The 22267-nt window shown below is 67.5% G+C and carries 12 protein-coding genes and 5 pseudogenes; 10 read left to right on the top strand and 7 right to left on the bottom strand.

Annotation, left to right across the window (positions count from 1 at the left end):
• Nucleotides 1–52 precede the first annotated feature (52 nt).
• Together QCD66_RS23755 and QCD66_RS23750 are read left to right on the top strand one after the other, a co-directional pair.
• The gene (locus tag QCD66_RS23755; protein ID WP_375736830.1) at nt 53–712 is read left to right on the top strand and encodes an Atu4866 domain-containing protein; all 660 of its coding nucleotides are present in this window, start codon (nt 53–55) and stop codon (nt 710–712) included.
• On the top strand, nt 709–1245 hold the full coding sequence (locus QCD66_RS23750) for a nuclear transport factor 2 family protein (RefSeq protein ID WP_375736829.1): 537 nt from the start codon (nt 709–711) through the stop codon (nt 1243–1245). Before QCD66_RS23755 ends, QCD66_RS23750 begins: the two co-directional genes overlap by 4 nt.
• Nucleotides 1246–1266: 21 nt before the next feature.
• Here the strand turns inward: QCD66_RS23750 and QCD66_RS23745 are convergent, their stop codons facing one another.
• On the bottom strand, nt 1267–2094 hold the full coding sequence (locus QCD66_RS23745) for a helix-turn-helix domain-containing protein (RefSeq protein WP_375736828.1): 828 nt from the start codon (nt 2092–2094) through the stop codon (nt 1267–1269).
• A 128-nt stretch (nt 2095–2222) separates the two neighbouring features.
• Between QCD66_RS23745 and QCD66_RS23740 the strand changes: the two genes are divergently transcribed.
• A complete protein-coding gene (locus tag QCD66_RS23740) occupies nt 2223–2951 on the top strand; it encodes an Atu4866 domain-containing protein (protein WP_375736827.1) in 729 nt (242 codons plus the stop codon).
• A gap of 25 nt (nt 2952–2976) precedes the next feature.
• The gene (locus QCD66_RS23735) at nt 2977–4314 is read left to right on the top strand and encodes an amidohydrolase family protein (protein WP_375736826.1); all 1338 of its coding nucleotides are present in this window, start codon (nt 2977–2979) and stop codon (nt 4312–4314) included.
• 371 nt (nt 4315–4685) lie between these two features.
• Here the strand turns inward: QCD66_RS23735 and QCD66_RS23730 are convergent.
• The 3 genes and pseudogenes from QCD66_RS23730 to catA form a co-directional block, all read right to left on the bottom strand.
• Nucleotides 4686–4919, bottom strand: a pseudogene (locus tag QCD66_RS23730) (transposase); the annotation flags it as partial.
• Nucleotides 4920–5161: 242 nt separating this feature from the next.
• Nucleotides 5162–5458: pseudogene (gene catC / locus QCD66_RS23725) on the bottom strand (muconolactone Delta-isomerase).
• Entirely contained in the window at nt 5458–6324 is an 867-nt protein-coding gene (catA, locus tag QCD66_RS23720) for a catechol 1,2-dioxygenase (protein ID WP_375736825.1), read from the bottom strand. The pseudogene catC and the gene catA overlap by 1 nt, the downstream one beginning before the upstream one ends.
• Here catA and QCD66_RS23715 point away from each other — a divergent pair.
• The 3 genes and pseudogenes from QCD66_RS23715 to QCD66_RS23705 form a co-directional block, all read left to right on the top strand.
• Nucleotides 6298–6704: pseudogene (locus tag QCD66_RS23715) on the top strand (transposase); the annotation flags it as partial. The gene catA and the pseudogene QCD66_RS23715 overlap by 27 nt on opposite strands.
• Before the next feature lie 678 nt (nt 6705–7382).
• On the top strand, nt 7383–9758 hold the full coding sequence (locus tag QCD66_RS23710) for a glycosyl hydrolase 53 family protein (RefSeq protein ID WP_375736824.1): 2376 nt from the start codon (nt 7383–7385) through the stop codon (nt 9756–9758).
• Nucleotides 9759–10127: 369 nt separating this feature from the next.
• Nucleotides 10128–11828: an IS1634 family transposase gene (locus QCD66_RS23705; protein WP_407566785.1), complete on the top strand. Its 1701-nt coding sequence runs from the start codon at nt 10128–10130 to the stop codon at nt 11826–11828.
• Nucleotides 11829–12411: 583 nt separating this feature from the next.
• On the opposite strand, the pseudogene QCD66_RS23700 reads toward QCD66_RS23705, so the two are convergent.
• Nucleotides 12412–12602, bottom strand: a pseudogene (locus tag QCD66_RS23700) (RICIN domain-containing protein); the annotation flags it as partial.
• Nucleotides 12603–13156: 554 nt separating this feature from the next.
• On the opposite strand from QCD66_RS23700, the gene QCD66_RS23695 reads away from it, so the two are divergent.
• From QCD66_RS23695 to QCD66_RS23685, 3 genes and pseudogenes are all read left to right on the top strand, one after another.
• On the top strand, nt 13157–15490 hold the full coding sequence (locus QCD66_RS23695; RefSeq protein WP_375734584.1) for a beta-L-arabinofuranosidase domain-containing protein: 2334 nt from the start codon (nt 13157–13159) through the stop codon (nt 15488–15490).
• A 472-nt stretch (nt 15491–15962) separates the two neighbouring features.
• Nucleotides 15963–17483, top strand: a complete 1521-nt coding sequence (locus QCD66_RS23690; RefSeq protein WP_375734585.1) for a non-reducing end alpha-L-arabinofuranosidase family hydrolase — start codon at nt 15963–15965, stop codon at nt 17481–17483.
• 96 nt (nt 17484–17579) lie between these two features.
• A pseudogene (locus tag QCD66_RS23685) lies at nt 17580–18286 on the top strand (transposase).
• On the opposite strand, the gene QCD66_RS23680 reads toward QCD66_RS23685, so the two are convergent.
• Nucleotides 18224–19324 (bottom strand): IclR family transcriptional regulator, encoded by a 1101-nt coding sequence (locus QCD66_RS23680; protein ID WP_375734586.1) that lies wholly within the window; start codon nt 19322–19324, stop codon nt 18224–18226. The pseudogene QCD66_RS23685 and the gene QCD66_RS23680 overlap by 63 nt on opposite strands.
• Nucleotides 19321–22182, bottom strand: a complete 2862-nt coding sequence (locus QCD66_RS23675) for a BTAD domain-containing putative transcriptional regulator (RefSeq protein ID WP_375734587.1) — start codon at nt 22180–22182, stop codon at nt 19321–19323. The genes QCD66_RS23680 and QCD66_RS23675 overlap by 4 nt, the downstream gene beginning before the upstream one ends.
• Nucleotides 22183–22267 lie beyond the last annotated feature (85 nt).

The raw sequence follows: 22267 nt of genomic DNA, 5'->3' as shown, positions 1-22267 counted from the left end.
CTTCGGACGATCAGCATGGCCTAGAGAACCGTGATGATCATCTGAGCCGGTCATGCCCGTCCTGCCGCCACCAACAACCGCGCTTCTACCCCAAGCCCCACAGTCAGGCACCGTCACGACTTGCCAGGGCCCTCCGGAAGACCCACTGGGCGGCACTGGCCTGGCCAGGGTGTGCGGTGAGCACGCAGGGTGGCCTCTTCCTGGGAGTACTGGGACCAGGCTGTCGGCGGACGGGATACCTACCGTGGTCGACATGGCGAATTCGAGACCAGGGGCTCTGTTCAGCGCGGCGTGCGGCGTCCTGTTGCTCGCGGGTTGTTCCGCCGGGGCAGGCAGCGGTGGTGCCGCTTCCGACGACGCGGCGCCGCACGGCGGTCCGGCGTCCACGCCTTCGGCGACTGCCGCACAGACTGCGACGCCACCGGCGGGGGCCGGTGACGTGTCGCCGCACCCGTACGTCGGGATGTGGGTGACGGCCGACGGTCACATTCGGCAGATGCTGCTGGCGAACGGCCGGTACGACGAGGCCCGTGGCGGGCGGGAGAGCGCCTACACGGGTTCCTACCAGGTCGTCGGGACCCGGATCGAGTACGTCGACGACACCGGATTCAGCGCGGACGGCACCTTCGACGGGGACGTGCTGCACCACGCGGGATACGTCTTCTACCGCGAGGGCAGCGACGCGCATCGGCAAGCTAGGGAGGAACGATGATGAAGGACAGTGCCACGCAGCACAGCCGGCGGGTGCTCCTGACCGCAGGAGTCGCCGGTGGACTGACAGCCCTGGCCGGGGCTGGCGCGGCCTCGGCGGCCCCGGCCGAGCGGGCCGGCGGGCGCGGCCCCGGGAAGCCGGGCGAGGAGGGCCGCAACCGGGCCGCGGTGTTGCGCGCCTTCGCGCGGCAGAACGCGGGTGGCGACATCTACGAGATCCTCCACGACGACGTCCGATGGACGATCGTCAACGGCCGCACCTACACCTCCAAGGCCGAGTTCCTGGCGGAGGGGTCGGCACCGATCCTGGACCGGCTGGCGTCGATCCTCAGGATGACGATCAAGGACATGTGGACCGACGGTGACACCGTGATCATCCGGTTCGAGGGTGACGCGACGGCCACCGACGGCGCCGACTACCACAACGAGTACTGCTGGATCTGGCAGATGCGAGGCGGCAAGGTGGTGCGTTGCCACGCCTTCCTGGACATGATCGCGGTGCGGGAGCTCATCGAGCGCGTCGAGCTTCCCTGAATCGGCGGTACGAGCCCGGGGTCAGCGGAGCCAGCGACTGACGGCCAGGGTGCCCAGCAGTCGCAGTGCCTCGGCGCTGCGGCTGTGCGGCTCCGCCCGGTACACGATCAACTGCTGGCCGGGCGCGTCCCGTACGTCGAACGCGTGGTACGACAGCGTCAGTTCGCCCACCGCACCGTGCCGGAACGTCTTCGCCTCGTGCGTCTTGCCCTGCACGTCGTGCCGCCCCCACAGCCTGCGGAACTCCGCGCTCGCGGCGCCCATCTCCTCGACCAGTTCCCGCGCCCGCCGGTCGTGCGGGTCATGGCCGAGGGCCAGGCGCAGGTTCGCCACGCACGCCTCGGCGGCGCGACGCCAGTCGGCGAAGAACGTCGTACCGGCCGGGTCGAGGAAGGTCATCCGGACGAGGTTGTCCGCTTCGGTGAAGTCCGCGTAGAACGCGTCGGCCAGCGCGTTGCCGGCCAGCAGGTCGAGTCGCCGGTCGATGACCACGGCCGGGGTGTCCGGCCAGGCGTCGAGCAGTTCGCGCAGGCTCTGCCCGACCTGTGGTCGAGCGGGGGTCGGCGCGCTGCCGGGCGAGAGCCCGGCCAGCCGGAAGAGGTGGTCGTGGGCGTCCGGCCCGAGGTCGAGCGCCCGGGCCACGGCGGCCAGCACCGACGACGACGGGTTGCGCTCGCGGCCCTGTTCGAGCCGGGTGTAGTAGTCGACGCTCACCCCGGCCAGCACCGCGACCTCTTCGCGCCGCAGCCCGGCGACGCGCCGGGTGCCACTGGAGACGAGGCCGACGGCGCCCGGGGTCAACCGGGCGCGTCGGGCGGTGAGGAACGCCCCGAGCGCGGTCGTCGGCATGCCACCAACGGTAACCGTGCGGGCTCCGGCCAGGCAGGGTGCGTCACACCCTGGTTCGGTCCGGCCTGGCTGCCGACTCCGCCGCCGGTGACGGTGGGAGCACGAACCCCAACCCCAGGAGGTACGCCATGAGCAGCCTGCTGCTCGACGAGGCGGTACTGGCGGAGATCGCCGGGAACACCGGCGACCGGCACCGGCCACTGATGTTCGTCAACGCCGCCATCCACACGCTCGACCCGGTGATCGGTGACTTCCCCGCCGCCGACCTGTTGATCGGCACGAACGAGATCGTCGCGGTCGGCACCGGCCTGCACACCGCGGCCGAGGACGACGGCGCGATCGTGGTCGACTGCACCGGTCTGGCCATCGTGCCCGCGGTGGTCGACGGTGTCGCCGTCGCCGGCCTGCGTGTTCGTCCGGCCGACCGGGTCGGCGCGCTCACTCCCGGAAACCCGGCCACCTTCGCCCTGGTCGCCGGCCCGACCTCCGGCAGGTCCGTGCTGGAGATGATCGTCTGGCGTCCGGAGCAGGCCGCCGCGATCGTCGTCGACGGCGAGATCGCGCAGGTCAACGGCCGCCGACTCACGCCCGCTCCGATCGAGCCCCAGCCGGGGCCGAGGTCGGTCGAGAGCCCCTACCTGGGCATGTGGATCGACGAGACCGGTTTCCTGCACCAGGAACTCACCGCCGACGGCCGGTACGACGAGACGCGGGGCGGTCGGCCGCACGCGTACCAGGGGGCGTTCTGGATCGACGGCGACCGGATCGTCTACCGCGACGACCTGGGTTTCTGGGCGTACGGCCGGTTCGTCGACGGGGTCCTTCACCACGCCGGTTACGTCCTGCGCCGCCGGTGAGCGCAGACAGCGAAGGGGGAGCCCGATGATGTTGTTCAGCGGCGGCACGGTCGTCACCATGGACCCGGCCATCGGCGACCTGGAACGGGGTGACGTGCTGATCCGTGCGGACCGGATCGTCGCGGTTGGCCCGGACCTGCGGTCGCATCCGGAGGCGGCGGGCGCGACCGTGGTCGACACGACCGGCCGGATCGTCAGCCCCGGATTCGTCGACACGCATCGGCACGCCTGGCAGGCGCAGATGCGCCGCAGCATCCCGGACGTGACCGACCTGGAGGCGTACGTGAAGTCGACGCTGGCCGGGATCGCGCCCGCGTACACGCCGCACGACATGTACGTCGGCACCCGGCTCGCCGCGCTCACCGCCCTCGACGCCGGCATCACCACGATGCTCGACTTCTCGCACAACTCCCGTACGGCGGCGCACTCGGACGCGGCGATCCGGGCGCTGGTCGACACCGGCATCCGGGGCGTACACGCGTCGATGGGGCCGCACTTCGGTGAGTGGGACCGCCAGTGGCCCGGCGACCTGGCCCGGTTGTGCGGGGCGTACCAGGGGACGAACGGCGGGCTGGTGACCCTGCGCCTGGCGGCGTTGGCCACCGACGAGATCGCCGGCCCGGCCCTGGCCTACGGGCCGGAGCTGGCGGCCGTCGCGCGCGATCTCGACCTCGGTGTCAGCGTGGACGCGGTGTTCGGTATGCCGTCGTCGGCGGCGATCCTGCGCTGGGCCGCCGACGGGCTGCTCGGCCCGGACCTGACCCTGATCCACGCCACCGGCCTCACCTCGCAGGCGTGGCAGGCGATGGGCGACGCGGGGGTCACCGTGTCGCTGGCACCGACCTCCGAGGCGCAGATCGGCCTGGAGACGGCGGTACCCGCGATCGACGAGGCGCTGGCCGTCGGTATCCGGCCCGGACTCAGCATCGACGTGGAGGTGGCGCTGGCCAGCGACATGTTCACGCAGATGCGTACCCTGCACGCGATCCAGCGGATGCGTGCGGTGAACGCCGCGTACGGCACGGACACCACGCCGGACCGGATCACCTCACGCGACGTGCTGGACTTCGCCACGGCGCAGGGCGCCCGGACCAATGGACTCGGTGACGTCACCGGGGCCCTCACCCCCGGCAAGCAGGCGGACCTGCTGGTCGTCGCCGCCGACGACATCAACACGATGCCGCTCAACGACGCGGTCGGCACGCTGGTGCTCGGGGCCGACGCCCGCAACATCGAGACCGTCGTGGTGGCCGGCCAGGTGCGCAAGCGGAACGGGCAACTTGTCGGCGTGGACATGGACGAGCTGCGCCGGCAGGTGACCGAATCCCGCGACGCGATCCGCAAGGCCGTCGCCGAGGATTGATCTCGGCAGTACGACGGATTCGCGCTCTCGGCGGGCATGGCCTTGGCCGACGCGATCAGGACAGGTGTGACGCGGCCCTCTCGCGGGCAGCGTCACACCTGCCGTCGTGCAGTCGAGCCGCGTATCCCCGCTGACCTGCGTCGCCGTTCCGACTGAGTTCCTGACCGGGTGGGCGAGTTCCGTCAGCCTCACCGGCCTCGGCGACGAGGGGAGCAGCGGTGACCGGCAAACACATCGAGCCGAGCATTCCGGCCGACCAGTGCATCTACCACCACAACGAGACGGTCGTCCCCGGCACCGCCGCTGCCGCGGCATGCGCGCCGATCGGTGTGGACGGACTGAGTGCACGGCCTGGCCGGGCGCGGACGGCGGCGCCGCTGCCGCTTGCGCACGATCCGCGGTTCGAAGGTGCCAGCCCGATCCTGCGGCACGTCGATCCGTTCCGCCCCGTCGGCCTCGGTCAGCACCGTCTTCGACCGGGTCCCGTTGCGGACGTTGCCCCGACCGGCACCGGCCGCGCCGCGCTTGTCGTAGCCGAGGTGCTCGGTAACCTCCTCATTCAGCGCGCTCTCCAGGACCGCCTTCGTCAGCCGCTTGAGCAGCCCGACTCGCCGGCCGGTTCCTGCCCGAGGTGATCTCCGCCGTCATCTGGCGTCTCTCCCAGGTCGGTCGATCAGCCGTTGATCTGTACACGCCCTGACCGGGTGGGGCGTACAAAGCCCTGCGGAGTCGACTCCGCAGGGCTTTGTACGGCGGCTCCGACACGAGAGGACCGTCGTTGGTGCAATCCCGTTGTGGTGGGCGGCAGGAGGATCACAGACCGCGTCCAAACTGGCGGCGGCCGCCGCTACCCATCCTCGTGACAGGCTGCGATGTCCGAGGGGTGGGTGGCGAGTGCCGTGACCTGTATGTCCATGTAGGGAAAGAGGGGCAGGCCGGACAGGATCGTGTGGAGTTCGTCGTTGCTTTCCACGTTGAAGACCGAGAAGTTTGAGTATTTGCCGGCGATTCGCCAAATGTGAGCTCACTTGCCGGCCCGCTGCAACTCCTGGGAGTACGCCTTCTCCCTGGCCACGATCTCGGCCCGGGCCTCCGGGGCGAGATCGTGGGGGAGTCGGACGTCCATCCGTACGTGAAACAGCATCAGGCAGGGTCGAGCACGAAGCCGTATTCGACAGCGCGTCCGCCGTCGCGCCGTGTGAGTATCAGCTCCGACTTGACCGCGTTGGCGATGTCGTCGTCGTTGTGTGGGTCACCGGGGAAGTAGAGCTGCGCGGTCACCAACTCGTGGCCAGGCGCGGAGACCTTCACGTGCAGGTGGGCCGGGCGCCAGGCGTGCCAGCCGGCGGCAGCGATCAACTTGCCACAGGAGCCGTCTGTGGGGATCTGGTACGGCGCCGGCTCGATGGTGCGGATCCGGAACCTGCCGTCGACGCCGACGGTGAAGGTGCCGCGCAGGTTCCACTCGGGAATGCCCGGCGCGAACTGTGAGTAGAGGCCGTCGGCGTCGGCCTGCCACAGTTCGACTGTCGCGCCGGCGAGGGCGGTTCCGTCGGTGGAGGTGATCGTGCCTTCCCACAGCAACGTTGTGCCGCGCTCGTTCGTGCGCATTGGCACGGCACCGTCCGCGCCTTGTTCGGGGGCGTTCGGCACGTAGTACGGACCTTCGATGCTGCCCTTGCTGCCGGCCCTGTGAGCGGTGGCGACATCCTCGACGACGTGCTCGAGCCAGACGTCGAGGAACAACGGCCATTCGCCGTCCTTGCCGACCTGGATCAGCCATGCCTTGAGCGCGTTGAACTCGTCGTAGGTGACCTTGTGCTTCCGGATGGTTTCGTGCGCAGCGTTGAGCAGTTCGCGCGCCAGTAGGTCGACCCTCTCTTTGGGGGTGTTCTTGACCGCGTCGAACGGCTGACTGGGTCCCCGTGAAGTGGTCCACCTGTTGTGAGAGTCCGATGCCCCATGATGGGGCTGGGAGGAATCATCACGATGGGTACCCGACGACGGCACACACCGGAGCAGATCATCCGCAAGCTGCGTGAGGGCGAGAAGCTGATCGGCCAGGGCTCGGCCCTGCCGGAGGTGTGTAAGCAGTTGGAGGTCTCCGAGGCGACCTGGCACCGGTGGGTCGCGCAGTACGGCGGGATGAAGGCCGACGACGCCAAGCGGCTGAAGGATCTGGAACGGGAGAACGCCCGGTTGAAGAGGATCGTCGCCGATCAGCTCCTGGATATCGACATGCTCAAGGAGTTGAACCGGGGAAACTGGTGAGCCCGCGGCGCCGCCGCCTGGCGGTGACGGTGTTGCGGCAGCGGTTCGGGGTGTCCGAACGCAGGGCGTGCCGGCTGGTCGGGCAGCACCGGTCGGCGCAACGTCGTCCGGCGCCGGCTCCACCAACCGGCAACCACCGCTCTCATAGCCGGTGGACCACCAAACGGGGCCCAGTCACTCCCGCCGTCGCCGTCTGTGAGTGCCGGGCTGCCAACCGGAGATGCAAACGCGCGCCGCGGAGGACCATTGCGAGGCTGTGGGCGTCGTTGCCCGGGTGACGGCCCCACCCACGTCAGTGCCCGCACCGCGACGCTGCAAATAACGTTTCAAGTATTGCGATGACCGATCGCGTCGCTGCTGGTCGAATCAGGGTGTAACGCGGTGCTTCCTTCGGCGCTAGCCCCTCCGATGTTCCCCTAGGCGGCAGGGAGTGGGCGGGATTGTCCGAAACGTTCTGAAACGCGCTGTTGACATCCGTGAATGGTCTTACCATACTTGGGGCGTTAAAACGTTTCACGACTGAGAAATCTCACGTTGGAGATGCTCACGCCACGTCTTCGGAGCGACGGGCTTGGACGTCCTGCGTCGGGCCGTCCGCAGGCGTTGGCCCCGGAAGCACCAAAGGCGGGAAGTGCTCCTTCTCTACCTGGGCGACCCTCGGGGAGGGCGGGAGCGAGATGGCGGCCCTGACCGACCCCGGCCAGTGCCGAACAGTTGGGCTGTCCAGATCCGCTCGAGAATCTCGCCGGGTCGCGGCGGTCCTCTTTTCGATCAGCGGCAAAAGATGAGGAGCAAGAATGACGCGCAAGCGTCCCATCCGGAGGACACTAGGCTTCACGGCCGCAGTCGCGATGGCTTGCGGTGTGGCAGTTCTTGGGCCGGTCGTCCCGGCTTCCGCGCTCTCCGGTGAGGCTGAGATCTCGCCGATCGAGAGCAACATCGGCGCGAAGTCATGGGCGAGCGTCGAGGTCAGCAGTGGCGCATCCACCGCGAACCTCGCGATCGACCAGGACGACCAGACCGCGTGGATCGCCGAGGACATGTCGACCAGCCAGTGGTTGACCCTCGATCTCGGCGGTGCGTACGACAACGTCAGGAAGGTCAGGGTTCTCTTCCCGGACTCCGGGGCGGTCTATCAATACGCCATCGAGTCGTCTGGGGATGGTGACAACTGGACGGTCATCGCCGACCACTCGGCCAACCACGAGCCCGCGCGAGGGTCGGTCGACCTCTTCACCCAGCCCGGCACGAGATACGTCCGGGTGACGGTGAAGGGTGCCTCGCCCGGAGCGGCCGTGGGCGTCAGTGAACTCAGCGTCTACAACTACCTGCGCGACGACCTTGTTCTCGGCGGCGACGCCTCCTGGGTCGACAATGACGTCGCGGAAGGGCGGAACTACTGGGTGAGTCCGCTCGCGGATGACCGGGGCGCGGGACCTCACCTGCTGGACGTGTTGAAGGACCGTGGCTTCGAGTACATCCGGTTGCGTGTCTTCAACGAGCCGCGTAACGAGAGCAACGGGGCCGTGCAGGCTATTCCGTACCAGGGTCCGGAACGAACGCGCGAAGTAGCCAAGTGGATCAAGGCCGAGCGGGACATGGGGCTGGGCATTGACTTCCACTATGCGGACTCGTGGGCCGACCCCGTGAAGCAGCCGAAGCCTCGGGCGTGGGCGGAGCTGGAGTTCGACGACCTGACCCAAGCGGTCTACGACTACACCTACGACTCCATCGAGCAGTTGATCGAGCAGGGCACCACGCCGGACAAGGTGGCCATCGGCAACGAGATCCTGAATGGCTTCATGTACGGCAGCGAGAACGCCCACATCGGTGCCACCAACCCGGCGTACTTCCGGAACCAGGCTGACATCTATCAGTCGAAGCCCGGCGGTGGCCTGCTCTGGAACTACTGGCGTTCCGACGACCCCGCCGAACGGCAACTGTACGACGAGGCGTGGGACCGGTTCACCACACTGTCCGCCGCGGGGATCCGTGCGGTCCGTGACGTGTCAGCAGCCCAGGGCAAGAACATCGCCGTCGAGACCCACATCATCATCGACAACGGCCAGCTCGACAGGACACTGGAGTTCTGGAACCAGTACCTCACCCGCGTGAACGCCAAGGGCGCCGACCCGGACGTCCTCGCTCACTCGTACTACCCGCAGTACCACGGATCGCCGGACCACTACGAGTTCAACGTCAACGCCGTGGCAGCGGCACACCCGGGCTACAAGATCGACATCGCCGAGACTTCGTACCCGGCGTCGGGCGGCGACGGAACCCCGATGCCCAACTCGCCGTACCCGCGGACCGTCCAGGGCCAGGCGGACGCCCTCCAGCGCGTGTTCCAGATCGCCAACGACATCCCGAACAACCAGGGACTGGGAGTTCTGGCGTGGGAGCCCGCAAGGTGGCAGTCCCTGTTCAGCCCCGTACCCGGAATGACGCGCACCTGGGAACCGAACGCGTCGATCGACGTCTTCAACAAGAGTCACGCAACCCACGTGGTGGAGGACACGGTCTATTCGGCCGTACTGATTGGTGACGACGTCGTGCTGCCCGAGTCGGTGCAGGTGCTGACCACAGCGGATGGTTCGAACCGGCCAACCCCGGTTGAATGGGACTCGGTGCCCGCCGGCGCCACCGACACGGCCGGCCGGCTCACCATCCACGGCCTGACCGGGTTCGGATCCGTGACAGCGGTGGTCGACGTCATCAGGGCATACGCCGCCCTCGACTGTGACCGGGCGATAACCGGACGGCATGCCGGGCCGCTGACCGTGACCGAAGGCGTGACGTGCCTGGACGGAGCGACGGTGTCCGGTCCGGTGTCGGTACGTGCCGGTGCGTCGCTACAGGTCGACCAGGCGACTATCGCCGGTCCGGTACGGGCGGTCGACGCGAAGGCGGTGGTTGTCTGCGACAGCCGGATCAGTGGCCCCGTGAGCCTTTCCGAGGGCTCGTCGGTGACGCTCGGTAACCCGGTGCTCGGCTGTGGTCGGAATACGATCACCGGCCCGGTGACGGTGACCGGGACACTGGGATGGAACGTCATCGCAGGCAACTCGATCACGGGCCCACTGGCGTGCAGCAACAACACCCCGCCGCCGGTGAACAACGGCTCCACCAACACCGCCACCGGTCCGAAGTCAGGACAATGCCGCAGCCTGTAGCGATCTGAGACTCACTGCCGAGGCGTTGCCGGGCCGAGTGGCCGCGGCCCGGCGACGCTGCCGGCACCCGTGACGTCTTGTTGCGATCATTCGCGCCACGCCCTGCTGGAGAACGTGTGCATTTGGCATCGTCAGCGAGATCGACCGGTCCAGGGCGCTCGTCGACTCGATCGGCGTCCGCGCGCAAATAGGGGCGACGACACACCCGAGTTCCGCAGTTCGTAGGAACACAAGCATGATCGGGTCGGGGTCGATGCTGGTCACGGGCTCGCAGATGCCTCGGACTGGGCCGGCGGATCCGAAAGTGTAGTAACACGACCTGAGATTCACATCTTGTTCTGCCAGTGGTGATGTGGTTTCTTCGTAGTCATGTATCTGCGGTTCACCTCGCGGACCAACGCCGACGGCAGCGTGGTGCGCTACGTCGCGTTGGCACACAACCGGCGCGTGGACGGCAAGATCAAGCCTGATGTGCTTATGAATCTGGGCCGCGTCGACCGGGTCGACGTCGAAGGGCTGCGCCGGCTCGCCGCGTCGATCGACAAGCACTTCGGCGAAGACGGCGCGGGTGCGGAAGCGGGCCTGGCGGCCGGAGCGGGACCTCTCGACGTCGTCGACGCACGGTCGATCGGGTCGACATGGCTGCTCGACGGGTTGTGGCGGCGCCTCGACGTCGGCGCGGCGGTGCGGGCGGCTGCGGACGCGCGTAGGTTCACCACGAACATGGAACGGGTGCTGTTCGCGCTGGTCGCCAACCGAGCTGTGGCGCCGATGAGCAAGCTGTCGGCCGCCGAGTGGGCCGGGCAGGACACGGTCATCCCGGGCCTGACCGGTATGGACGACGACCACGCGTACCGGGCGATGGACCTGCTCATCGACGCCGATACCTGCGGCCGGGTGCAGGAGGCGGTGTTCTTCGCCGTGGCCAACCTGTTCAACCTTGAAGTCGACCTGTTGTTCTTCGACACCACCAGCACCTACTTCGAACGCGACACCGAAGACGACGGCGACGATGCGTTTCGCCGGTTCGGGCACTCCAAGGACCACCGCTCGGATCTGCCGCAGATCGTCATCGGCCTGGCCGTGACCAAGGAAGGCATCCCGGTGCGGTGCTGGTGCTGGCCCGGCAACAGCAATGACCAGGCCGTGCTGGCCGAGGTTCGCGACGACATGCGCGACTGGAAGCTCGGACGCGTGATCACCGTGGTCGACCGCGGGTTCTCCAGCGCGGACAACCTGGCCTACCTGCGCCGCGCCGACGGGCACTACATCGCCGGGATGCGCATGCGTGACGGCAACCCCCTCGTCGAGCGGGTCCTGGCCCGCCAGGGCCGCTACCAGCAGGTCAAGGACAACCTGCGCGTCAAGGAAGTACGCATCGACGGATCCGACGTGCGGTTCGTCATCTGCCACAACCCCGACCAGGCGATGCGTGACAAGCAGCACCGCGACGACGCGATCGCCCGCGTCGAAGCCGAACTCGAACGCATCCGTGACCAGCGCGAACGCGACGCCAGACGACCCGTCGCAGACAAGGCCCGTAAGAAGAACGAGGCGGCGCACGCCCGCGCCGAGTGCGCCCTGCGCGACCACCCGACCCTGGGCCGGTGGCTCGTCCAGCAGCCCAACGGACGACTGAAGGTCAACAAGGCCAAGGTCAAGGCCGAGGAACGCCTCGATGGCAAGTACCTCATCGCCACCTCCGACCCGCACATCAGCGCCGAGGACGTCGCGCTGGGCTACAAGAACCTCCTCGAGGCCGAGCGCGGGTTCCGCGACCTGAAGTCGCAACTGCTGCTGCGGCCGGTGTTCCACCGCCTCGAGCACCGCATCCGCGCCCACGTCCTCATCTGCTGGCTGGCCCTGCTGCTGATCCGCGTCGCCGAACGCGCCACCGGCCAGACCTGGCGAAACATCAACCGGCAACTCGGACGAATCAGCCAGGTCACCCTCGCCGGGCCCGCCGGCACCGTCGTGCAGACCACCCCGCTGAGACCCGAACACAAGGCCATCTACCAGGCACTTTCCGTCCAGCCGCCGGCCCGGGTCACCGCCTTCGACCCCCAGTAGCCAAGATCAGATCCTGGCAAGAGGGCGTAGACACACGCCTCTTGTTCGACGCACGTCAATCTTCGCTGCTCCACATCCAGATTCCGATGATCGTTGAACTACAAACTGCGGAACCCGGGACACAGGACCAAGCCCGGTCGGTCGCGGCAAGCCCGGCTCGAAGATCCACATACTGTGTGACCGCAAAGGTATACCGCTGACCGCGGTCATCGACTCGCGAATGAAGTCCTGCCTGGCCGTCGCCGCACTGGACAACGCCGCTGCCAGACGCGGTGGCCTGACCGGCTGCATTCTGCACACCGACCGCGGATCTGAAGTTCCGGTCCAGAAAGTTCGTCCGGGCCTGGACCGCCGCCGCATGGCCGGCTCGATGGGCCGCGACCAACTACGGATCGCGATCGTGAGCTGGATCGAGGACCTATCACGCCGCCGACGACAGTGGTGGTGGTCGCCGTCCCGGTTGACCCCCGTTGAAAGCGGAACCATCATGCACCCACCGGCCAGTCAGGCCGCGTGACTACACCCGTCACCTGCCGGTGCAGCAGACCCCGCGTCCGGGCTGGGGCTTGTGGCCGGCTCAGCCGACGCGGACGAGTTGCCACTGCTGGTTGTTGCCGCCCCAGTCGGTGTACTGGACGACGTTCCCGCGTCCGGGGTCGAGGCGTTCTGCACCTCGACGACCTTGTTGCGGTGACGGTTGATCAACCGGACGTAGCCGCCGGCCGAGTCGGCGAGCTGGAACTGCTGGTTGGCGCCGTTGCTGTCGCTCCACCGCCAGCCACCGCCATCACCGCCGACGACGAGGCGCAGACGAGAGCATGCCGACCTCGTTCATGTTTCTCCTTGAGTAGGGGGCGACACCGCCGGCGTCCGCTCCGGGGTGGGCTGGAGCGGCTGTGCATGCACGGCGGACGGACGATGCCCGGACCGAGTCGCCAAGCCGGTCCAGGGCAAGGCAACCCCACGTATCGACGCCCAACTCGGCTCGCAGTGTTAGCGGTCACAGTGTGCCGCAGGTGGCGCCATCCACCCGCGACAACCGGACGCTGCCAGCGTCGGACATCGAAGTAAGGGGATGTTACTTCAATGTTTCGGTCGCATCAAGGGCGTCACCAGCGAAGGTGATCGCCCTGCCTCCGATGTTGAGTCGATGTCCGAATGAAGCTCGGAAGTTACTGTCTTGAATATTTGCATCCCTCGCCCGTACTATGGCCCGCACGATGTGAACGCTCACACAAGTCTCGAGCCACACGCCGACCCGTCCCCAGCGCGACGCGGCCGTGGCCACAGCCCCATCCCGCATTGGCCGAAGCCTCCTGGGAGGTTCCATGCCGTCCCTGCCCGTGAGTCGGCGCCGCGTTCTGCAGGCCGTCGGCGTGACCGCTGCCGTCTCCGCGACCGGAGCTCCGCTGCTCGGTGGCCAGCCGGCCGCTGCGGCGGTCCTGCCACCCGCCCGACCGGATACCGGCGTCTCCGCGCACCCCTTCGATCTCGGTCAGGTGAGGCTGACCGCGGGACGGTTCCTGGACAACCAGACCCGCACCCTGAACTACCTGCGCTTCGTCGACGTCGAGCGGTTGCTCTACAACTTCCGTGCGAACCACCGACTGTCCACCAACGGCGCGGCGGCCAACGGTGGCTGGGACGCGCCGACGTTTCCGTTCCGGACCCACATGCAGGGACACTTCCTGACCGCCTGGGCGCAGGCGTGGGCGGTGCTGGGTGACACCACGTGCCGGGACAAGGCCAACCACATGGTCGCCGAGTTGGCCAAGTGCCAGGCGAACAACGGGGCGGCCGGGTTCACCGCCGGATACCTGTCAGGGTTCCCGGAGTCGGACATCACGGCGGTCGAGAACCGCACCTTGACCAACGGCAACGTGCCCTACTACTGCATCCACAAGACTCTTGCCGGCCTGCTCGACGTGTGGCGGTACATCGGCAACACGCAGGCCCGTACAGTGCTGCTCGCGCTTGCCGGGTGGGTCGACATCCGCACCGCGCGACTGAGCTCGAGCCAGATGCAGGCGATGCTGTCCACCGAATTCGGCGGCATGAACGCGGTGCTCACCGACATCCACCAGCAGACCGGTGACCAGCGATGGCTGTCCGTGGCCCAGCGGTTCGACCACGCCGCGGTGTTCAACCCCTTGGCGGCCAACCAGGATCGGCTCAGCGGGCTACACGCCAACACCCAGGTTCCCAAGTGGGTCGGCGCCGCCCGCGAGTACAAGGCGACCGGCACCACCCGCTATCGCGACATCGCCACCAACGCCTGGAACATCACCGTCGACGCGCATACGTACGCCATCGGCGGAAACAGCCAGGCCGAACACTTCCGACCACCCAACGCCATCGCCGGCTACCTCAACAACGACACCTGCGAGCAGTGCAACACATACAACATGCTCAAACTGACCCGAGAGCTATGGCTCATCGACCCCGGCCGGGTCGCCTATTTCGACTACTACGAGAGCGCGCTACTCAACCACCTGATCGGGGCGCAGAACCCAACCGACAACCACGGCCACATCACCTACTTCACCCCACTGAGACCGGGTGGCCGCCGAGGCGTGGGGCCGGCCTGGGGCGGCGGCACCTGGAGCACCGACTACAACTCGTTCTGGTGCTGCCAGGGAACCGGAATCGAAATCAACACCAAGCTGATGGACTCCATCTACTTCCACAACGGCACCGCCCTGACGGTGAACCTGTTCGTCCCGTCGGTGCTGACCTGGTCTCAGCGCGGCATCACGGTCACCCAGAGCACCACCTACCCGGCCAGCGACACCACCACCCTCACCCTCTCGGGCACGATGAGCGGCCCATGGAGCATCCGGCTGCGTATCCCGGCCTGGACCGGCGGGGCGACCATCGCCGTCAACGGCGTCATACAGAACGTCACTACGACGCCCGGAAGCTACGCCGTAGTCACCCGCAACTGGGCGCCGGGCGACACCATAACCGTGCGCCTACCCATGCGCATAACCATCCGCCCGGCCAACGACACCCCCAACGTAGCCGCGGTCACCTACGGTCCGACGGTACTTTGCGGCAACTATGGAAACAGCACCCTGAGCGCCCTGCCGTCGCTGACGGTTTCGTCGATCGCCAGAACCAGCGGCACCGCATTGGCGTTCACCGCGACCGCGAACGGGTCGAGCGTCAACCTCGCCCCTTTTCAGGACGCCCACGGATACAACTACACCGTCTATTGGAACACCGGCGGCGACACCGGCACCGACACGTACAGGCTGGTTAACGCAGGAACCGGCCTTGTCCTTGGCATCCAGAACATGTCGCTTGCCGACGGCGGACTAGCCGTCCAGTGGGGGGACACCGGCACAGCGGACCACAAGTGGATCGTCGTTCCCGACGGCAACGCGGTCAGGTTCCGTAACCTCAACAGCAACAAGGTCCTCGGCGTGGAGAACATGTCCACCGCCGACAACGCACGCGTTCTCCAATGGGCGGACAACGGCACCGCCGACCACCGGTGGGTGCTCCTGGATCAGGGAGACGGCACCTACAAGATCCGCAACGTCCACAGCGGCAAACTGCTGGGCATCCTCGGCGGCTCACCCGACTGGGGTGCCCAGGTCGTCCAGGATTCCGACAATGGCAGTGCCGACAACCTGTGGAGACTCGCGCGCGACAGGTGAGCGACGACCTGTAAATCGACACGGCGAAATGAAGAAAGGCATTAACCAGAGGATCGGGCCGCCCTGGTTGGCTGCATTCAGTATGGACCGCATCTGATCTCGGCAGTCCGGAAACGTGAATTTGACAGCTGATCTTGGTGGTGGAGACTGTCAGTCTTGGTCGGGTGAGCCGGCCGTCGAAGGCGATCTGAAAGGTTTGCAAACGCCTTCGCGCGCCGCGAGGCGCTGCTGTTTGGGCGGAGGTTGGAGCGTCTTGACGAACAGCACGCTAACACCCACCGTAAATGGTCAAGGATGTCGATGCCTGCGGCTTGCCGGGCAGCCTTGCTTCGGCGGACCTTGAGGGAGGCGTACGCCGGGCAAGCGGGCGCCTTTCGTCAACGCTCATATTCCGGTATTGGCGGCCGGTTGTGCGTCGCGATGCGCCCACTTCGGGGTGCCTCGTCCAAATCTCAGTGTCTAAAGGAGGATCATGTATACCTCTGGTGGGTCTGCACCGATCGCGTCGCCGTCGCGATGGCGCGGACGGTCCCTGCGAGCCGTCGCCGCTAGCGCGGCGGTGCTGGTGGTTGGTGGTGTCGCTGCCATGGTGGTGTCGACGCCCGTTGCCGCCGCGACTGTCGATACGACCGCGTGGTACGTGTTGTTGAACCGCAACAGTGGCAAGGCTTTGGACGTGTACAACCTGGCCACGAACGACGGGGCGCGGATCACGCAGTGGACCCGGAACAACGGCAGCCAGCAGCAGTGGCAGTTCGTTGACTCGGGCGGTAGCTATTACCGGTTGAAGTCCCGGCTGTCAGGCAAGGTGCTGGACGTCTACAACTGGTCGACGGCCAACGGCGCCAGCATTGTGCAGTGGGCCGACGGTAACGGGTCCAACCAGCAGTTCCGGCTGGCGGACTCCGCCGGCGGCTACGTTCGGTTGATCAACCGGCACAGCAACAAGGCGGTGGAGGTGCAGGGCGCGTCGACCGCTGACGGTGGCAACATCGTGCAGTACGACGACTGGGGCGGCAACAACCAGCAGTGGCAACTCGTCCGCGTCGACGGCGGGACCAATCCCACCACGCCGCCGCCTGGCACCTGTGCTCTTCCCTCGACGTACCGCTGGAACTCGACGGGCTCACTGGCGAACCCGAGGTCGGGTTGGGTATCACTCAAGGACTTCACCCACGCCCCCTACAACGGCAGGCATCTCGTCTACGCGACGACGCACGACACGGGTACGACATGGGGCTCGATGAACTTCGGCCTCTTCACAAACTGGTCCGACATGGCCTCGACCAGCCAGAACGCGATGCCCTTCTCTGCCGTTGCCCCTACGCTCTTCTACTTCGCCCCCAGAAACATATGGGTGCTCGCCTACCAGTGGGGCGGAACCGCCTTCTCGTACCGGACATCGAGCGACCCCACAAATGTCAATTCATGGTCATCGCAGCAGGTACTTTTCTCCGGAAGTATTTCCAACTCCAGTACCGGACCCATCGACCAGGCACTCATCGGCGACAGCGCAAACATGTACCTGTTCTTCGCTGGAGACAACGGTAGGATCTACCGGGCCAGCATGCCTATCGGGAATTTCCCGGGCAGCTTCGGCTCCACGTCGACGATAGTCATGAGTGATACGACGAACAACCTGTTCGAAGGGGTCCAGGTCTACAAGCTCCAGGGCGAAAACCGGTACCTCATGCTCGTCGAAGCGATCGGGGCGCAGGGGCGATACTTCCGCTCGTTCACTGCCACCAGTCTGGGTGGATCGTGGACACCACAGGCCACAACCGAGAGCAACCCCTTCGCGGGCAAGGCCAACAGTGGCGCCACCTGGACCAACGACATCAGTCACGGCGAACTGATCCGCAGCAACGCTGACCAAACCATGACGGTCGATCCCTGCAATCTGCAACTGCTCTACCAGGGACGCGACCCCAACTCCGGCGGCGACTACGGCCGCCTGCCCTACCGGCCGGGTCTGCTAACACTGCAGCGCTAACACTCCAACGTCACTTGGCTTCGGCCTCGGACAAGGGGCGTGTGCAAAGGCGGCCACCGCGTGATTATCGATGGCTTGTGAGGGCAACCAAAGATCGTGCGGTGGCCGCGTGCCACAGCGTGGAACCAGCCGGGTGGCAGGCCATCCTGGACGAGCCGATTCGTCGAACGCCCGTCTCCTTGGCCCACCGCTACCACCTGCACGCACCCGGCACGGCCGGGTCGTGGCAGTGGAAACGGCTGTAACGGCGGCCGGACCACGACCGTGCTGACCAATGTCGGGCCGGTCGAGGTGCCGCGGGATGCTGCGGGGACGTTCGAGCCGCAGATCGTGCGTAAGCGGCAGCGGCGTCTGACCGGGGTCGACGACCTGGTCCTGTGGTCGTCGGCCAGGGGGTTTCGCACGGGGAGATCGCGGCGTATCTAACCGAGGTGTACGGCACCGACGTGTCGAAACAGACGATCTCCACGTTCACCGACAAGGTCCTCGACGGGATCGCCGAGCGGCAGGACCGTCCCCTCGACCGCGTCTATCCGGCCGTGGGGTGTCGCGGTGGTTGGGGCCGAGGACCCGGAGGAGGTCGTCGAGTAGCTGTGCGAAAGCGGTGGCGGGGCCGCCCGCTCCTGCCGCCAGTTGGCGAGGTTGCCCCTGGCTGTTGGGGAGTTTGGGCACGTACGGCGAACTCCACGGCGACGGCGTCGGCCATGCGAAGGCCTGATCGGGCGTGGCCGCGGTCGGCGTCAGCGGTGGGTCGTGGTGGGGTTGTGGCCGAGCCGGCGGGACACCTCACCGGCCGCACGTAGCAGTGCGGCGACCATCGCGGGCTTTTGTTCGGAGTCCAGGTGTTCGCGCTGCCCGGCGATGCTCAGGGCGGCGATGGTGTTGCCGTACAGATCGTGGATCGGCGCGCCGATCGCGGCGACTCCGGTGGTGACGTCGTCTGCGGTGAAGCTGTAGCCGTCGACCCTGATCTTCGCGAGTAGTGCGGTGAGTTGCCCGAGGTTGTCGAAGGGGCGCTGGGCGAGCGCCTGCGCCTCGCGCCAGGCCCGGTCGAGCAATTCGTTCTCTGGAAGGCGAGCAGTGCGGTGGGGGCGGCGCCGATGGCGAGCGGGGTGACGCTGTCGGCGCGCAGTGACACGATCCGGAACGGTCGGGTGCCCTCGACCCGTTCCAGACAGACCGCGCGTCCCTGGTCGAGGACGTAGAGGTAGACGGGTTCGCCAAACGTGTCGCGGAGTTCGCGCATGGCGGGCAGGGCTTCGCAGGTCGATGCTGTCGGTGATGCCGGCGGCGATCTCGAAGAGCCGGATCGTCATCTTGTAGCGGCCGTCGCCGATCCGGGTCACCCAGCCGGCTTCCTCGAGGGTGGCCAGCAGGCGGCGGGTCGTCGACTTGGTCATTTCGGTGGCGCCGGCGAGTTCGGCGAGGCCCATGTCCGATTGGTGAGCGCTGAGTAGCTCGATCAGTTTTGCAGCCTTAAGTACCGAATTGACGATGTTCTTGTCATCATCGGAGACCGGGACGGAGTCGTCGTGATCCCCGGCGACCGGCTCACCGCGGCAATCGACGCCGGGATCGAACGAGAACGCAAGGAGGACGGCATGCGTGCAGCCCTGGAGTCGGGCATGCTGACCCTGGACCTGCTCGGCCTGCGCGAGGCGGTGTCTTCGAAAGGGCTCGGATCGTAGCCGTTGCAGGAGTGTGGCGATGGTGCTGTTCGAGACGGTGACGCAGCGTTCCACGACGCCACGGCGCTGTAGTGCTGCGGGACGAAGCGGAAGTGCGGGTATCCGCGTCGGCAGTTCATCGGCCGATGATGGTCGGGTCGGCGTCGCTGTCACGTGGGCTCCTGCATGGTGCTGCGGACCTGCTCCGCGTCGGGATGTCCCAACTCGGTGAGGATCTCCAGCGCCTGCCGCCTCTTGTTCCGCGCTGCGCGCGTCTCACCGCTGGCGAACTCGGTTGCGGCCAGGTGGGTCAGCGTCGTCGCCTCGTAGTAGCGCTCGCCTGCCTCCCGCCACAGTGACAAGGCCTCCTGGTAGCACTTGGCAGCCTGCGGGAACTGGCTCAGTTGGTGATGCGCGTTTCCGATGCTGTCCCAGGTGTGGGCCTCCCAGTACCGGTTGCCGGTTTCCTGCTGTAGGGGCAGTGCCTGCTGGCAGTAGTGCAACGCCTCTTCGTGGTTGCCCAGTTGGCTGTGGTACCAGCCCACGTTGTTGAGGGCGTTCGCCTGCCCGGGCCGATGTTCGGCGGTCCGAAAGAGGTTCAGCGCCTGTTCGGCGTAGCGGAGGGCGAGCCGGGGTCGGTCCCGGCGCTCGGCCACGGTACCGAGGTTGAGCAGGGTGCGAGCCTGTCCGACCGGATCGTCGAGCGCTGTGTAGAGCCGTAGTGCGTGCCGCAGGTGAGCCTGGGCGTCGTCGTGCAGGCCCTGGCGTAGCTGCGCGATCGAGATGTTGCGGTGCGCTCGGGCCTGTCCGTCCGGGTCCTGGACCCGGCGGGCCGCCTGGAGCGCGATCTGCTGGACGACCACCTGGTCGTGCCAGTGGCCACGGCGGTCGAGGTATGTGGTCAGGGCCCACCCGAGCTGCCACGCGTGAACCGGGTGCCCGTCGTAACCGGCTTGCCGGAGGAGGTTGAGCAGCCCTGGGTGTTCCCGGCTGAACCAGGCCCAGGCCGCGCCACGGTCGCCGATCTCCGGCACGGTCACGCTTTCGGCCCTGGCCGGCGGGTGGATCGGATCCCGGTGCGCGTTCAGTTGTAGGTCGGCGAGGTAAGCGCCGGACAGGTAGTGGTCGAGCATCCGGCGCGTCGCGGCAAGTCGTTCTGATTCAGGCTCTTCGGTGCTCGCTCGCTCGGTGGCGTAGGCGCGAAGCAGGTCGTGCATGCCGTACCGGCCGGGAGTACGTTCGGTGACCATGTGCGTGTGGGCGAGTTCGGTCAGCAGCGAACGTGCCCGCTGGGCCGGGACGCCCGCCAGGCTGGCCGCCGCAGCGGTGCCCAGTTCCGGTCCCGGGTGCAGGCTGAGCAGTCGGAACAGGCGTGCGGCGGGGTCGCTCAGCGCGTGGTACGACCAAGAGAGAACCGACCGTACGTCGGTCGCGGTGTCCAGGTCGGAGAATCCGTCCAGGCTTCCGCGTGCCTGTTCCAGTTCGTCGGCGATCGCCTGGAGGGGAAAGGTGGGGTGACCAGCCGCTCTCGACGTCACGATCGCCAGTGCCAGGGGGAGCCCCGCCGCCCGGATGGCGATCGAGGCGACGGCCGCTGGCTCGGCGGTGACCCGGGCCGTGCCGAGGCGACGGGTCAACAGCCGGTACGCGTCGTCGGGCGGCAGCGGGTGGAGGATGATCGGGTGCGCTCCGTCGGTCGCGACCAGTCCGGTCATCCTGCTACGGCTGGTGATCAGGGTGAGGCATTGCGGTGCGCCGGGGAGGAGCGGGCGAACGTCGTCGGCATCGCGGGCGTTGTCCAGCAGCAGCAGAACACGGCGCCCGGCGAGGATCGTGCGCAGAAGCGCGGACGCGGCGGCGAGACCGCCTGGTATCTGCGCCGGGGGTACCCCGAACGCGCCCAGGAAGCCGCGGATCGCCTCGTCGGGATCAAGCCGTGGGCTGGTCGGATGGAATCCGCGCAGGTCGACGTAGAGTTGGCCGTCAGGAAACCGGTCGGCCACGAGGCGGGCGAAGTGGATCGCCAGAGCGGTCTTGCCCACTCCCGCGGTGCCGGACAGCACCGCCACCGTGGTCCGACCGGACCCGACGGCCGCATCCAGTAGGCCGGTCAACTCATCGAGCTGCGGATCGCGCCCGGTGAAGGCGACCGGCTGCGCGGGCAACTGTGCCGGAACCGGCGGGGTGGCCGTCGGCGGGCCGGGCGGCTCGGCGGCGGCCGTCGTGCGTACGGGCGCGCGTACGGGGCGGGTCGGGGCAGCGGGTCTGGCGACCGCGACGGGTCCCAGCCCCGGATCGCCGTTCAGGACGGCACGGTGCAGCTCGGACAACTCCGGCCCCGGCTCGATCCCCATCTCGTGGATCAGCAGGCGGCGGACCCGGTGATACACCTCCAGCGCCTCGGTCCGGCGGCCGGCACAGCTCAGGGCGAGCATGAGGTGTCCCTGCACCCGTTCCCCGAAAGGCCTCGCCGCGGCCAGTTCAGCGATCTCGTCCACGAGTTCGGCGCCACGGCCCAGCGCGAGTTCGTGCGACAGGCACTCCTCGTACAGGTTTCGGCGCTGCTCGTCGAGTTGGATCGCGGCGGATTCGATCAGCCGTCCCGTGACACCGGTGAAGGCGGTGCCTCGCCACAACGCCAGCGCGCGTCGCAGCTGAGCGACAGCGCCGGGCAGATCCCCACGAGCGGCCATCCGGCGGCCCTGCCGTGCCTGGTCGGCGAAGACCCGTAGGTCCACGTCGTCGTCCGGGACACGCAGGATGTAGCCGCCGGAGTCGGTGACGATGCAGCCGGTTGGCGCCCCGGCCTCCGCGAAGCGGCTGCGGAGAGCGGACACGCAGTTTCGGACCGCCTTGACCGAGGTGGCCGGTGGTCGCTCGTCCCAGATCGCCTCCACCAGTCGGGACACCGGCACCACCCGGTTCGTGTCGAGCAACAGTGCGGCGAGGGTGCGCTGCTCCCGAGATCCAGCAAGATCCAGCCGTCCGTGTTCAAGCTGGATCGTCAGCGGACCCAACGCCTGGAACCTCACGGCGGCCACCCCGTTCCACGCATCGACGGGTCCTCCTGTTGGAGGGCCCCGTCGTCGGCTCGGCGGCCGGTCCACCTGGTGTCAG

This window comes from Polymorphospora sp. A560, from assembly GCF_045781765.1.
Taxonomy (GTDB): Bacteria; Actinomycetota; Actinomycetes; order Mycobacteriales; family Micromonosporaceae; genus Polymorphospora; species Polymorphospora lycopeni.
This window is presented reverse-complemented; position numbering and strand designations above follow the sequence as displayed.

Excerpts from the sequence above, each read along its gene's own strand:
- QCD66_RS23750 (WP_375736829.1), top strand. The coding sequence starts at position 709 with ATGATGAAGGACAGTGCCACGCAGCACAGCCGGCGGGTGCTCCTGACC.
- QCD66_RS23735 (WP_375736826.1), top strand. The coding sequence starts at position 2,977 with ATGATGTTGTTCAGCGGCGGCACGGTCGTCACCATGGACCCGGCCATC.
- QCD66_RS23745 (WP_375736828.1), bottom strand. The coding sequence starts at position 2,094 with ATGCCGACGACCGCGCTCGGGGCGTTCCTCACCGCCCGACGCGCCCGG.
- QCD66_RS23755 (WP_375736830.1), top strand. The coding sequence starts at position 53 with ATGCCCGTCCTGCCGCCACCAACAACCGCGCTTCTACCCCAAGCCCCA.
- QCD66_RS23710 (WP_375736824.1), top strand. The coding sequence starts at position 7,383 with ATGACGCGCAAGCGTCCCATCCGGAGGACACTAGGCTTCACGGCCGCA.
- QCD66_RS23690 (WP_375734585.1), top strand. The coding sequence starts at position 15,963 with ATGTATACCTCTGGTGGGTCTGCACCGATCGCGTCGCCGTCGCGATGG.
- QCD66_RS23740 (WP_375736827.1), top strand. The coding sequence starts at position 2,223 with ATGAGCAGCCTGCTGCTCGACGAGGCGGTACTGGCGGAGATCGCCGGG.
- QCD66_RS23695 (WP_375734584.1), top strand. The coding sequence starts at position 13,157 with ATGCCGTCCCTGCCCGTGAGTCGGCGCCGCGTTCTGCAGGCCGTCGGC.
- QCD66_RS23705 (WP_407566785.1), top strand. The coding sequence starts at position 10,128 with ATGTATCTGCGGTTCACCTCGCGGACCAACGCCGACGGCAGCGTGGTG.